Raw genomic sequence first — 13,038 nt, forward strand, 5'->3', positions numbered from 1 at the left:
GTCCTTCAGCTCCTGCGCTGATCGCACGCCGATCGCGCGCCCATCCCGGGCGCGCCACATACCAGCGGCCGGCCGGGGAAACCCGGCCGGCCGTTCTCGTGCGCGGTCGCCATGGGGCGCGGGGCGATGGCGCGATGAGGCGCGATGAGGCGCGACGCCCCGGTATTCCCCGATCCGGCGCGGTGGTAGACCATCGCGGGCCGCGCCGCGTCGGCTGGCCGCCGCACGGGTCTGCGGGGGATGCGAGCCCCGGCCGCGACCGTCGCCATTTCCTGATTGCGTGAGGCCGCCATGACCATCGTGACGACGATCGAGGACCTGCGGCGGGTCGCCAAGCGGCGCGTGCCGCGGATGTTCTACGATTACTGCGATTCCGGCTCGTGGACCGAGTCGACCTACCGGGCGAACGAGGCGGACTTCGCCGCGATCAAGCTGCGCCAGCGCGTGGCGGTTGACATGACCGACCGGTCGCTCGCCACCACGATGGCCGGCCAGGCCGTGGCGATGCCGGTGGCGCTGGCGCCCACGGGCCTGACCGGGATGCAGCGGGCCGACGGCGAGATCCTGGCCGCGCGGGCCGCGGAGGCCGCCGGGGTGCCGTTCACGCTCTCGACGATGAGCATCTGCAGCATCGAGGACGTGGCCGAGCACGTCACCAAACCGTTCTGGTTCCAGCTCTACTTCATGCGCGACCGCGCCTTCAACGACCGGCTGATCGACCGCGCCAAGGCGGCCGGCTGCTCGGCGCTGGTCCTGACCCTCGACCTCCAGATCCTCGGCCAGCGGCACAAGGATATCCGCAACGGCCTGTCGGCGCCGCCGCGCTTCACCCCCGCGACCCTCCTCGACCTGATGACCAAGCCGCGCTGGTGCTGGCACATGCTCCAGACGGAGCGGCGCACGTTCCGCAACATCGTCGGCCACGTCGAGGGCGTGGCCGACACTCGCTCGATCTCGTCCTGGACGGCGCAGCAATTCGATCCGCGTCTCGACTGGGACGACGTCCGCCGCATCCGCGACCGTTGGAAGGGCCCCCTGATCCTCAAGGGCGTCCTCGACGTCGAGGACGCGATGCGCGCCGTCGAGACGGGGGCGGAGTCGCTGGTCGTCTCGAATCACGGCGGCCGTCAGCTCGACGGCGCGCCCTCCTCGATCGCGATCCTGCCGGAGATCGCCGAGGCGGTCGGCCACCGCATCGAGGTGCTGATGGACGGCGGCATCCGCTCGGGACAGGACGTGCTGAAGGCGGTGGCGCTCGGCGCCAAGGGCGTGTTCGTCGGCCGCGCGTTCCTCTACGGCCTCGGTGCCTATGGCCAGGCCGGGGTCACCCAGTGCCTGGACATCATCCGCCGGGAGCTCGACATGACGATGGCCCTGTGCGGCCACCGCGACATCCTCGATATCGACCGGTCGATCCTCCGGGCGCCGCCCCTGAGCAACCATCCCGGCTGGTGAGCGGCCCCGGCCCACGAAGTCGCTGCCCCGGTAATCCACAGCAGAGACGAAACGACGCGTGTTGCCTGCCTGTTCTCACGCGTTGGCAGGGGCGGCAGCGAGGCCGCGGCGATGCGTGAGCAGGTGGACGGAATGCCCGAGATCCGAAGCTTCGGTCGCGACGAGCGCGCGGTGGTCCTGGAGCGGCAGCGGATGCAGAAGATGGCGAGGTCCGCCCACGCGTATGTCCGCGGCAACACCGTGGCGTTCTACGAATGGCTCGACGGGCTCACCCGGGGCACCCTGCCGGAGGGGCCGCCGATCTGGATCTGCGGCGACTGCCACCTCGGCAACCTGGGTCCGCTCGCCGACGCCGACGGGCGCATCGACATCCAGATCCGCGACCTGGACCAGACCGTGGTGGGCAATCCCGCGCACGATCTGATCCGCCTCGGCCTGTCGCTCGCGAGCGCCGCCCGCGGTTCGGACCTGCCGGGGATCGTCACCGCCCGGATGCTGGAGGAGATGGTCCGCGGCTACGCGTTGGGCCTGTCGGGGCCCGATGGGACCGCGGCACCGCCCGAGCCCGACGCGGTCCGCACCGTCCGGCGCCGGGCCCTGGGCCGCCGGTGGAAGCACCTCGCCCGGGAGCGCCTGAAGGACGTGGAGCCCTCCATCCCGCTCGGGCGCAAGTTCTGGGCCCTCGATGGCACCGAGCGGGCGGCCCTCGACGAGCTCTTCGGCCAGGAGGCGGTGCGCCGACTCGTCCTGCAGTTGAATGGACGCGACGACGGGTCGGAGGTCCGCCTGGTCGACGCCGCCTACTGGATGAAGGGCTGCAGCTCCCTGGGCTTCCTGCGCTACGCCGCCCTCGTGCGGATCGTCGAGCCGGGCGGCCGGCGCAGCATCGCGCTGGTCGATCTGAAGGAGGCGGTCGAGCCCGCGGCCCCGGCCACCCCGGATGCCGACATGCCGGCGGATCCGGCCGAGCGCGTCGTCGCCGGCGCGCGGGCGCTCGCGCCGAACTTGGGTGCGCGCATGCTGCCGGTGCGGCTCCTCGGCAAGCCCGTGGTGATGCGCGAGCTCGCCCCGCAGGACCTCAAGCTCGACGTCGACCAGTTCAGCCGCGAAGAGGCGGTGCGGGCGGCGCATTACCTCGCCTTCGTGGTCGGCAAGGCCCACGGCCGGCAGATGGACGAGGGGGCTCGCGGGACGTGGCGCGCCGCGATCCTGGAGGGGGCGGCCGGCGGCGCGGAGGCCCCGTCGTGGCTGTGGTCGAGCGTCGTCGAACTCGCCGGCCGCCACGAGGTCGGCTACCTGCGCCATTGCCGCCGCTACGCGGACCGGGCGGCCGCTTGAGCGGCCCTCCCGGCGGCGACCGCGTCTACGTGCTCTTGCCGCCGCTCTTCCCGCCGCTCTTGCCGCCCTTCTTGCCGAGCTCCGCCTGTGCGCTGGACGACGTGCGCGGGTTCGACTTGCCCTCGCGGCTCGCCTTCGCGTTGGCTTTCTTGGCGGTCGTGCTGCCGTGACCCTTCTTCTCGGTCATGCTCTTCTCCCTGACGCTGGCGGTGAAGCGCGGACGCGCCCGCGCCGTTCCGCGGGACCGGGGTTTTCCCGTGGACACGTCGGCCGGCGGCGGACCTATTGCAGGCCCACGGTGACGAACTTCCCGGTCTCGTCCAGCTGCGTGCCCCAGATCATGTGCGAGGCCTGATGCTCGCTCGGGCCGAACTTCAGCGGTGTCCCGAGCCCTAGGTCGAAGGTGCCCATCCCCTCGAGGGCGTCCGCGAGGCGGTCGCCGTCGATCCGCGCGCCCGGCGCGGCGGCGATCCGGCGGACCGCCTCGATGACGATCTTCGCGTCGATATACGCCTCGAAGGACACGTAATCCGGCTTCTCCCCGGGAGAGGACTTCGCCAACTGAGCCTTGAAATCGAGAACCGCCTTCGAGTAGCCGCCCACGGCCGGGACCACCTGGGTGACCAGCACGCCTTCCCCGACCTTGGGGCCGATCAGGGCGAGTTCCTCGGCCAGGGCCGTGGCACCGACGGCGGAGACGTCGGTGTAGATCATCCGTGGGTAGAGCGTCCGGGTGAGCTTGATGAACTCGGCCGCCGGGCGATAGAGCGCCACCATCACCACCGCCTTCGGCGGGACCTTGCGCGCCCGGAGCGCGGCGACCGCGGCCGCCACGTCGATGGTGTTGCGCTTGTAGGTGAGCTTCTGCGGCGGCGGCTCGTAACGCCCCTGCAGCGTGCGCAGCGCCTTCACCACCCCGGCATACCCGGCCTCGCCGAACGGATCGTCCTGCGCGAAGACCGCGATCTCGCGCGGCTTCAGCCCGCGCACGTTCACGAGGTAGCGGACGACGGCCTCGGTCTCCTCGGCGTAGCTCGGCCTGTAATTGAAGACGTAGCGATCCGGCGGCACGGCCCGGACGAGGTCCGAGCCCGTATAGGCGCCGAAGAAGAGCAGCCTGTGATCAAGCACCCAGGGCAGGACCGCCGCCGCGGTCGGGGTGCCGAAATTCCCCACGAAGCCCACGACCCCGTCCCGCTCCGCCATGCGCCTGACGAGATCCGGGGTCCGCGACGGCTCGTATCCGTCGTCGGCGGTGATGAGCTTCAGGCGGTAGGGGCCGATCCCGCCGGCCTCGTTCACGGCGCTGAACGCGGCCTCGACACCGAGCGCGAGCTGACGACCGAATTCCTTGTTCGCGCCGGAGAACGGGGCGATCAGGCCGAACCGCACCTCGGTCCGGTTGCCGCCCTCCCGGAGGCCGTCGCCGTTCTGTATCCGGGATGGTGGGGTATTCGGAGACGGAGACTGGTCTTGGAGGCTCTTGATATCGGGAGTCGGGGCGAACCGCCCCGTCCCCGGTTGCTGAGCCTGGGCAGGTGGGGCGGCTGACAGCGCGGCCACGATCATCAGCCAGCCCGAGAGGAGGACGAAGACGCGCGACATAGCCACCCTCGCCACGGCCCGATGAGCGCGCGACCTCCGAATACCCAGTATCTATTTTCTACGTAGGTACGAGCAGCGCATCAATACGGTCTCCGTTTCGGGCTGGGGAGTAATCAGGCCAGCGGGGTCCGGATGGGACGATCACGGGGCCGCCCGGCCGCGTCCAGGGGGCAGGGCTCTGCAGCAGCCTGTTAAGGCGGTTCCGTCACACTGCGCCGCGAAGGATCGCCACGGGGGACGACACCATGGAGGAGCGCCGCGCGAAGCTCAGGGCCAAGGTCGCACTGCCGGGGCACGCCGCCTTCCCGAGCGCGGCCGCAGAGGTGCAGTGCCTGGTGCTCAACGTCTCGAACATCGGCGCATGCCTGAGCTTCCCGGCCGGCGTGCCGGTTCCCCGGATGTTCGATCTGCGCATCGGCGCCGATCCGAAGCCGCACGCGGTGCGCGTGGCGTGGCGGCGCGCGAGCGACGTGGGCGTGGCCTTCCTCGCATCCCGGGTCGGGACCCCGGACGTGATCCCCGGCTGAGGGCGCCGGCGGGTGGCCACGCCGTCACCCCGGGCGCCGGCCCCGCAGCGCTGTCGGAAGCCGGCCCCACAGACCCGCGATGAGGCCGTCCGCGGATGTCGCGACGGCGGCGCGCCCTCCAGCGAGGAGGGCCCGGACCCGCTCAGCGCGCCGGTCCGAGACCCGGGGCGGGCTCGGCGGGCCGCACCCCGCCGGTCTCCAGCCGGCGCGAGGCGACGAACGAGAAGCGCCGCCGCAGACCGAGGACAGGCCGCTCGATCAGGTGCCAGGACGCCATCGCGAACAGGACGATGCAGGGCAGCGCCAGGAGGACCTGCTGGGTCGTGTTGCGCACGGGCACGAGGGCGACCAGCGCCTGCTGGAGCGGCCAGCCGTACAGGTAGATCCCGTAGGAATAGTCGCCGCGCCGCAGCAGGGTGGGCACCCAGAGGTCCGTCACGCCCAGGCAGACCGTGAGGTAGACCAGCGCCGGCAGGACCACGAGGTTCAGGAACGGGAAGACCGGCACCGCCGTCACGGCGGTCAGGTCGAGTGCGCCGGCCGCGGCCACGACGAGCGCCGCCACGCCGATCAGGCGCGGATCGTAGGGGAGGCGGTGGCGATACAGATAGGCCGCGATCCCGAAGAGGAACGCCACGTAGAGGCGCGAAGCCTTGTCGACGAGCAGCTTGTCGGCCAGGCGCGCCGGCAGGCTCGCGGGCTCGCCCGTGCCGACGACGCCGAGGATGAAGCCGAGCAGGATGATCAGGGCGGCCGCGCCGACGACCAGCCTCGGCCGCCGCAGGAGGCCGGTCAGCACGCACAGCGACATGAGCGCGTAGCAGGCGATCTCGTGCGGGATGGTCCAGAGCGAGCCGTTGACGACGTCGGTGGGGTTGTGGGCGAACACGCCCGGCAGCGTGTAGACGATGAGCCCGAGGATATTGGCGAAGTACCGGTAGGTCTGCGGGTCGGCGGCGTAGTGCGCCAGCGGCAGCACCGTGAACGCCGGCCCCAGGACGACGGCGCTGAGCACGATCTCCACGGCCAGGGCGGGCAGGATCCGCAGCGCCCGGTTGAGGAGGAAGTCGCGCAGACGCAGGCGCAGGGCGCTCCCGGTGATCAGGAAGCCGCTCAGCCCGAAGAAGGCGGCGATGATGCCGTAGCTGCCGAGTTCGAAGAAGCCGTCGACCCGGGTGATCTCGTTGTTGACGATGGCGCGCCCGTGCCAGATCACGACCGACACCGCCAGGACGATCCGGAGCAGGTCGAAGCCGGGGGCGAGGCCCCCGCGCCTGTCGAGTACGGAGCCGACGGTCTGCATGCGCGTGGTCCGGTTGCGGGACGGATCCGCCTTTCATCGCCCGCCATTCGCTAAGAAAGCGCCACGACCGGGCCCGCATGATCGGCCTCCCGGCCAGGAGGCGGGGACGGATCGGTCCCCGGGACGGGCGATTCCGAAGCGCGTCTCCCCGCGCGGGAACGGCATCGGGACGATGCCCTCCCGGGCCGGGATCGCGGCCCGGTGCAGGCCGGCGGCCGGCGCGCGGGCGCGGCTCGAACGGCCTACACGGCGGCCAGCAGCCCGTCCCCCAGGTAATTCCCGGGTCGGGGCGTTCCGGGCAGAGCGAAGAAGTAGCCGCCGCCGATCGGGCGGATGTACTCCTCGAGGCCTTCGCCGGAGAGGCGGTTCTGCACGGTGACGAAGCCGGCGGAGAGATCGGCCTGATAGCAGACGAACAGCAGGCCCATGTCGAGCTGGCCGGCCGCTGTGAGCCCGCGGGAGTAGTTGTAGCTGCGGCGCAGGATCAGGCTGCCCTCCGTGCCGGGCAGGCGCGGGTTGGCGAGGCGGATATGGGCGGCGAGCGAGACGGTCTCGCCGTCCGGATCGGCGGCGTAGTCGGGCACGTCGCGCTCGTGGCCCCGCTTGAGCGGCGCGCCGCTGCCCTTGTGCCGGCCGATGATCGCTTCCTGCTCCCCGAGGGGCGTGCGGTCCCACCGCTCGACCAGGGTGCGGATGATCCGCACCACCTGGTAGCTCCCCCCGACCGCCCAGGCCGGCTCCTCCTGCCCGGGCCCGACCCAGACGTAGCGGTCCATCAGCCGGGGATCCCGGACGTCGAGGTTCGCGGTGCCGTCCTTGAAGCCCAGCATGTTGCGGACAGTATCCGCCCCCATGGTCTTCACCACGTGCGGCGGCAGGAAGCCCTCGATCTTCCAGCGGGGCGCGAGGAGGCCGGGCGTCGCCTTGAGCACGTCGCGCAGGGCGTGGATGTTGGTCTCGGCGGTGTTCGAGCAGAACTGGATCAGCAGGTCGCCGTGGCACTGGGCCGGGTCGAGGGCGTCGTTGGAGAAGCGCTCCATGGGCCCGAGATGGCGCGGGCGGGCGCGCGCCAGGCCGAACCGGTAGTCGAACAGGCTCGCGCCGACCGAGAGGGTGGCGGTGAGGTTGTCGGGCAGGACCGTGGGCCCGAGAATGCCGGAATCGCGCGGCGGCAGCTGCGGGTGGACATCCGGCACGGTGCCGCCCTGCGTCAGGAAGGCGAGGCGCTCGGAGAGCGTCCGGAACAGGTGGGGAAGCTCGCCGCGCCGCTCGGCCAGCACGTCGAAGGCCACGTACAGGGAGGCGGCCGGCTGCGGCGTCACGATCCCAGCCTGATGGAGCCCGTAGAAGGGCTGGGCGACGAGGGTCCCCTCCGTGGCGGTGGTCGGCGTCGCGTCCTCGGCCCGGGCCGGGCCGAGGAGCGCGGCCGCGCCGAGGCCGCCGAGGAACCGGCGGCGGGTGGAGACCGGTGCAGGGGAATGCATCATCGCTCGACGAAATCTGATCGTTCTACCGCTTGTTGTCTCGAATAAAGACCACAGGGCGGCGCCTTGGCAATTTTGTCAGTCGATTCCCAGCCGACCGCGCAGGGTCGACAGATCTTCGGCCAGCAAGGTGATCGGCCCTTTGAGGGCATTCCGGTCCCGGGCCGTGAGGTTGTCGTAGCTCTGGAAGCCCCCGTCCGGGCTGCGATAGCGGGCGAGCAGGTCCTCGACCCGCTTGTAGCTGCGCTCGACCCGCGCCACGAAATCCCGGTCCGCCAGCAGCGGGCGCAGGAGCGTGAACACCACCTTCGAGCCCTCGATGTTGGCCTGGAAGTCCCACAGGTCGGTGCGGCTGTAGCGCTCCTCCTCGCCGCTGATCTTGGTGGCGGCGATCCCCTCGATCAGGGCCGAGGCGGTCCCGACCGCCTTGGCGGGCGGGATGGCCAGCCCGGCGACCCGGTCGCGCAGGATCACGGTCTCGGCGGCGAGGCGCTCCGCGGCCTCGCCGAGCCCCTCCGTGCTGCCGTGGGTGAAGAGCGCCATCTCCAGGCGGTGGAAGCCCACGAAGGCGGGATCGCGCTCGCGCAGTTCGAACTCGTCGCCGCGCACGTCGAGGCGCTTGATCAGGTCGGGGAACAAGGCCGCCACGGGCTCGATGCGCTCGTAGGGCGCGCGCGCCGGAGCGTAGAGCCGGCGCGCCTCCGCGAGCTGCCCGGCCTGGACCGCCGCGACGAACCGCGCGGTCTCGCGCACGAAGGCGTCGGCCTGGGCGACGACGTAGGTCCTGTAGGCCGCCAGGGCGGCGGCCAACTCGGGCGCGGCCGGCCGGGACGGGCGCGCGGGACGCGGCGGGCTGTCCGGCTGCTCGAGGGCCCAGCCCGGACGCGGATCACCGAGGCCGACCATCAGCGCCACGGCGACGGCCGCGGCGCGGCGTCGATCCGGTGCGAGGCGTGGAATCTCGGGCATGGGCGGCCGGCGGCAGACCTTGTCGCGGAGCGCGGCGCGAGCCGACCGCACCGTTCGGCTAGCCGAGGCCGCGCCCAGGGGCAACCGCCCGCGGCGGCGGCGGTTCGACCGGCTCGTCCCGGAGAGGCCTTCCGGACACCCCGTGGATCAGGACGGCCGCGCGGTCAGACGAGGAGCGGGAGCAGAATGGCGAGCAGAATATTCCCGCCCACGAGGAGGACCAGCGGCAGTGCGTCCATGACCGGTCAGCCCAGGCAGGCGAGCGCGCGGGCGCCGAGGGCGGCAGGCTTCGCGCTGCAGGCCCGGGGGGGCATCGCGGAGGCCTGCGCGCCGGCCGGCAGGGCGGTGACGGTCTGCGAGAGCATCGGCAGGTAGGTGGTGCCGACCATGAGGCCGGCCGAGAGCAGCAGGCGGGCGATGACGTCGAGCATGGTGTTTCCCCTTTTTCGGCCTTCGAGGACCGTTGTGCGGGGCGGTATCTACGGGGGCCGTGCTGCGGGAATATTGCGTCCTGTGTTGCTTCATCGCTCTCGGGAAGTCATCGCGCGGATGCCACAATAACCGAATGTGTCGTCGCGGGGTCGGCGACGGATCTGGAGGCCGCAACGGTGGCGGGGCGCGGGACGCGGTGTGGGGCACGATGCGGGGCGCGATGATGCGCGGGTTCAGCCATTCCGGCATCGCCCGCCGCGTCCTCGTGGTTGGGGCGATCCCGATCCTGGTCGCGGCCGCGATCGCGCTGGGCGCCTGGATCCTGCTCCGCGAGGCCGAGCGCGCCCGAGCCGGCGCCGTGGTGGCGACGGAGACCGCACAGACCCTCACGGCGATGAACCGGGCGCGGGCTGATGCCGTCAGTGGCGGCCCCGAGCGGCGGGACGAGGCCGAGCGCCGCTTCGACGAGCGGGCCGCGACGGCGGCCGGGCAGCTCGACCGGCTGGAGCGGCTGGCGCGGACGCGCGGCCAGTCGGCCCTGGTGGCGACCGTGACGGGTGACCTGACCTCGCAGGTGACGCGGATGCGCGCGCTCCTCCTCTCGGAGCGGACCGCGAACGCCACGATCGCCGACATGGCCCGGCGGGCGGACGCCCTGGTGGCGCTGACCGACGTCGCGCGCCGGCGCCAGCAGCAGGACAACGCCCAGCTGATCGCGGTCCTGGCCGTCAAAGACACCGAGCTGGAGCGGAACCAGGGCGTCGTCACCGCGCTGCGGGAGCTGCACGAGGCGATCAGCACGGCGGAGCTGAACCGGGCGCGCATCGGCCGGCCGGTCTTCCCGATCGAGTTCGACGAACTCGCCGGCGACCTGCGGCAGCTCGATGCGGTGGGCGACCGGCTGCGCCGGGTCCTGCGCGTCGACGGCGAGGCCGGGGCGGCCGACCGGGCGACGGAGCTGCTGAAGGCCTACCGCGACCGGAGCCGGACCGAGGACGACCTCAACCGCGTGCTCTCCGAAGGGTTCGAGCTGACCCGCGCCACCCAGGCGGGCCGGGTGCTGGTCGAGTGGTGCGACCAGCTCGTCCAGGTCAACGTCGCCCGCCAGAGCCGCCTGTACGAGGAGGTCGCGCTCCTCATCCGCCACTCCGTCCTGTCGAACGAGGCCGAACTCTCCGCCCAGGATATCGCCCTCACGGCCCTGCGCCTCGCCCGGCGGACGGATGCGGCGCTGGCGCGCCGGGACACCGCCGAGGCGTCGCGGGTGCTGGCGGCGGGCGCGGATCTGTCCGGCACCTCCCGGACGCTGCTCATCCCGGTGAGCATCCGGGACGAGATGGCGGGGGCGATCGACGGGTGGCGCACGCAGCTCGCCGCGACGATCGAGAAGATCGGCGAGCAGAACGAGACCATCGCCGACATGGACCGGCGGGCAGCCACCATGAGCGCCAACGCCCAGACCCTGAGCCGGGCCTTCATCGACGACGCCGACCAGTTCGGCAGCGTGATCCGGCAGCTCCTGATCGTCGGGGCCCTCGGGGCCCTGTGCCTCGGGATCGGGGCCGCCGCCGCGGTGGCGCGCTCGATCACGCGGCCGCTGCACGCCCTCCAGCACAGCATCGTCACCGCCGCCGCCGCGCCCGCCCCCGAGGATATCGGCCGGGACGACCACCTGCTCACCCGGCGGGACGAACTCGGCGACATCGCCCGGGCGACCAACGCGTTCCTGGAGCAGATCCGCCGCCGGGAGGCGGACCGGCGCAACGCGTCCCAGCGGGCCGACGACGCGCTGGTGACCCTGCGGCAGGCGCAGGAGGACCTGATCCGGGCCGAGCGTCTCGCCTCGCTGGGCCAGCTCGTCGCGGGCGTCTCGCACGAGATCAGCACACCGCTGGGCATCGCGCTGACCACCGCGACGCAGGTCCAGTCCGACTCGGCCGCGTTCGAGCGCATGGTCGGGGACAACCAGCTCTCCCGCTCGCGGCTGACCCAGTATGCCGGGCGCATGCGGGAGGGCGCGCAGCTCCTGACCAGCAACCTCATGCGGGCGGCCGACCTGCTCTACAGCTTCAAGCAGGTGGCGGCCGACCAGGCGATCGAGGACCGGAGGGCGTTGAACCTCGCGGACTGGATCGACGAGTTGCTGAAGAGCCTGCGGGCGCTGGCGCGGCCGGGCCGGCACGTCTTCGTCGTGGCCTGCCCGCCCGACCTCGTCGTCGACACGCTCCCCGGCATCCTGGCGCAGGTCGTCACCAACGCCGTCAAGAACGCGATCGAGCACGGCTTCCAGGACCGGGAGGGCGGCCGCATCACCATCACGGGGTTCCGGACCGCGGACGGGATCGGCCTGTCCATCGCGGATGACGGGCGCGGCATCGACGGCGCCGATCTCGGCCGCGTGTTCGACCCGTTCTTCACCACGGCCCGCGCCCGCGGGGGGACGGGCCTGGGGCTGCACATCGTCCACAACCTCGTGGTGAACCGCCTCCAGGGGCGGGTCGAACTGCAGAGCGGCGCCGGCACGGTGCTGCGGCTGTGGCTCCCGGAGCGGCTGGCATGAGCGGCGCGACCCAACCTTCCCCGCACGGCGTCGGCCGCCTGCGGCGGCGGATCGCCGGCGCGCTCGCCGGCCTGATCCTCACGCTGCGCCCGCTGCCGGCCGCCGCCCTCACCGAGCTGCAGTTCTGGCACGCCCTCGACGGGCCCAACGGCGAGCTGGTGACCCGCATCGCCGAGACGTTCAACGCGTCGCAGCCCGACTACCGGGTCGTGCCGGTCTACAAGGGCTCCTACGCGGAGACGATCAGCAGCGGCATCACGGCGTACCGCACCGGCGCGGCCCCGCACCTGCTGCAGGTCTTCGAGGTCGGCAACGGCACCATGGCGGCCGCGATCGGCGCCGTCAGGCCCGTCGCCACCGTGATGCGGGAGGCGGGGCTCTCGGCGAGGCCGGAGGATTTCCTGCCGGTCGTCGCCACCAACTACCTGGATGCCGAGGGCGGGATGCTGTCCTTGCCCTTCAACGTCTCCTCGACGGTGATGTGGATCAACCGGGACCGGCTCCGGCAGGCGGGCCTCGACGCCAAGCGCCTGCCGGCGACCTGGCCGGAGGTCTTCGAGGCCGCGCGGCGGATCAAGGCGGCGGACGGCAAGCGGTGCGCGCTGTCCTCGGCCTGGCCGACCTGGGTGCATCTCGAGCAGCTCTCCGTCTGGCACGACCGGCCGCTCGCGACCCGGTCCAACGGCCTCGACGGCTACGACGCCGAACTCGTCTTCAACGGCCCGCTCCAGGTCCGCCACCTTCAGAACCTCGTCGATCTGAAGCGGGCGGGCGTGTTCGAGTACAACGACCGCGTCAACCGGGGGGAGGGCCGGTTCGTCTCGGGCGACTGCGCGATCTTCCTCACCTCGTCGAGCCTGTACGGCAAGGTTTCCACCGCGGCCCGGTTCGACTGGACGGTCGCGCCGATGCCCTTCTACCCCGACCTGGTCGCGGAGCCGCAGAACGCGATCCTGGGCGGCGGCTCGCTCTACGTGATGCAGGGCAAGACGCCGGACGAGTACCGCGGCGTCGCCCGGTTCCTGGCCTTCCTCATGGAGGGACGGCAGCAGGCCGCGCTGTACCGGAACACCGGCTACATCCCGACCACGCGCGGCGCCTATGCCGACGCGGTGGCGGAGGGGTTCTTCGAGCGGCACCCGCAGCTCCACGTCGCCGTGCAGGAACTCACCCGGCGCCCGCCGACGCGCAACACCGCCGGCCTGCGCCTGGGCAACATGCTGCAGATCCGCGACCTGTGGGCGGAGGAGCTGGAGGCGGCGCTGAACGGGGCGAAGTCGCCGCAGGAGGCCCTCGACGACGCCGTGGCGCGGGGCAACCAGGTGCTGCGGGTCTTCCAGCAGCGGACCAAGAAGTGAGCTGGCC

11 protein-coding genes are annotated in these 13,038 nt (G+C 72.1%); 5 read left to right on the forward strand and 6 right to left on the reverse strand.

Translation table 11 applies throughout. The features are described 5' to 3' along the window. The first annotated feature begins 291 nt into the window (after positions 1 to 291). Both MFF58_RS04805 and MFF58_RS04810 read left to right on the forward strand, forming a co-directional pair. Positions 292 to 1,455, forward strand: coding sequence for an alpha-hydroxy acid oxidase (locus MFF58_RS04805; protein ID WP_238285712.1), 1,164 nt, complete (start codon positions 292 to 294; stop codon positions 1,453 to 1,455). A gap of 132 nt (positions 1,456 to 1,587) precedes the next feature. After that, positions 1,588 to 2,793, forward strand: coding sequence for a DUF2252 family protein (locus tag MFF58_RS04810; RefSeq protein ID WP_238285713.1), 1,206 nt, complete (start codon positions 1,588 to 1,590; stop codon positions 2,791 to 2,793). Positions 2,794 to 2,818: 25 nt separating this feature from the next. On the opposite strand, the gene MFF58_RS04815 is transcribed toward MFF58_RS04810, so the two are convergent. Together MFF58_RS04815 and MFF58_RS04820 are read right to left on the reverse strand one after the other, a co-directional pair. After that, positions 2,819 to 2,980 carry a hypothetical protein gene (locus MFF58_RS04815; protein WP_238285714.1) on the reverse strand — a complete coding sequence of 54 codons (162 nt, stop codon included), beginning with the start codon at positions 2,978 to 2,980 and terminating at the stop codon, positions 2,819 to 2,821. Positions 2,981 to 3,075: 95 nt separating this feature from the next. Then, the gene (locus MFF58_RS04820; protein ID WP_238285715.1) at positions 3,076 to 4,398 is read right to left on the reverse strand and encodes an ABC transporter substrate-binding protein; all 1,323 of its coding nucleotides are present in this window, start codon (positions 4,396 to 4,398) and stop codon (positions 3,076 to 3,078) included. Between the two features lie 245 nt (positions 4,399 to 4,643). Here MFF58_RS04820 and MFF58_RS04825 point away from each other — a divergent pair, with 245 nt between their 5' ends. Next, positions 4,644 to 4,925: a PilZ domain-containing protein gene (locus tag MFF58_RS04825; protein WP_238285716.1), complete on the forward strand. Its 282-nt coding sequence runs from the start codon at positions 4,644 to 4,646 to the stop codon at positions 4,923 to 4,925. A 142-nt stretch (positions 4,926 to 5,067) separates the two neighbouring features. On the opposite strand, the gene MFF58_RS04830 is transcribed toward MFF58_RS04825, so the two are convergent. The 4 genes from MFF58_RS04830 to MFF58_RS04845 all read right to left on the reverse strand — a co-directional run bounded on the left by MFF58_RS04830 (position 5,068) and on the right by MFF58_RS04845 (position 9,112). Further along, complete coding sequence (locus MFF58_RS04830) at positions 5,068 to 6,228, reverse strand: acyltransferase family protein (RefSeq protein WP_238285717.1); 1,161 nt, start codon at positions 6,226 to 6,228, stop codon at positions 5,068 to 5,070. 242 nt (positions 6,229 to 6,470) lie between these two features. After that, positions 6,471 to 7,715, reverse strand: a complete 1,245-nt coding sequence (gene efeB, locus MFF58_RS04835; RefSeq protein WP_373323276.1) for an iron uptake transporter deferrochelatase/peroxidase subunit — start codon at positions 7,713 to 7,715, stop codon at positions 6,471 to 6,473. A gap of 75 nt (positions 7,716 to 7,790) precedes the next feature. After that, entirely contained in the window at positions 7,791 to 8,681 is an 891-nt protein-coding gene (efeO, locus tag MFF58_RS04840; RefSeq protein ID WP_238285718.1) for an iron uptake system protein EfeO, read from the reverse strand. A gap of 245 nt (positions 8,682 to 8,926) precedes the next feature. After that, positions 8,927 to 9,112 (reverse strand): hypothetical protein, encoded by a 186-nt coding sequence (locus MFF58_RS04845; RefSeq protein WP_238285719.1) that lies wholly within the window; start codon positions 9,110 to 9,112, stop codon positions 8,927 to 8,929. Between the two features lie 221 nt (positions 9,113 to 9,333). Here MFF58_RS04845 and MFF58_RS04850 point away from each other — a divergent pair, with 221 nt between their 5' ends. After that, complete coding sequence (locus tag MFF58_RS04850; RefSeq protein ID WP_238285720.1) at positions 9,334 to 11,673, forward strand: sensor histidine kinase; 2,340 nt, start codon at positions 9,334 to 9,336, stop codon at positions 11,671 to 11,673. Next, positions 11,670 to 13,031: a sn-glycerol-3-phosphate ABC transporter substrate-binding protein UgpB gene (gene ugpB, locus MFF58_RS04855; protein ID WP_238285722.1), complete on the forward strand. Its 1,362-nt coding sequence runs from the start codon at positions 11,670 to 11,672 to the stop codon at positions 13,029 to 13,031. Before MFF58_RS04850 ends, ugpB begins: the two co-directional genes overlap by 4 nt. Positions 13,032 to 13,038 lie beyond the last annotated feature (7 nt).

The sequence above is a fragment of the Methylobacterium longum genome (assembly GCF_022179385.1).
GTDB lineage: Bacteria > Pseudomonadota > Alphaproteobacteria > Rhizobiales > Beijerinckiaceae > Methylobacterium > Methylobacterium longum.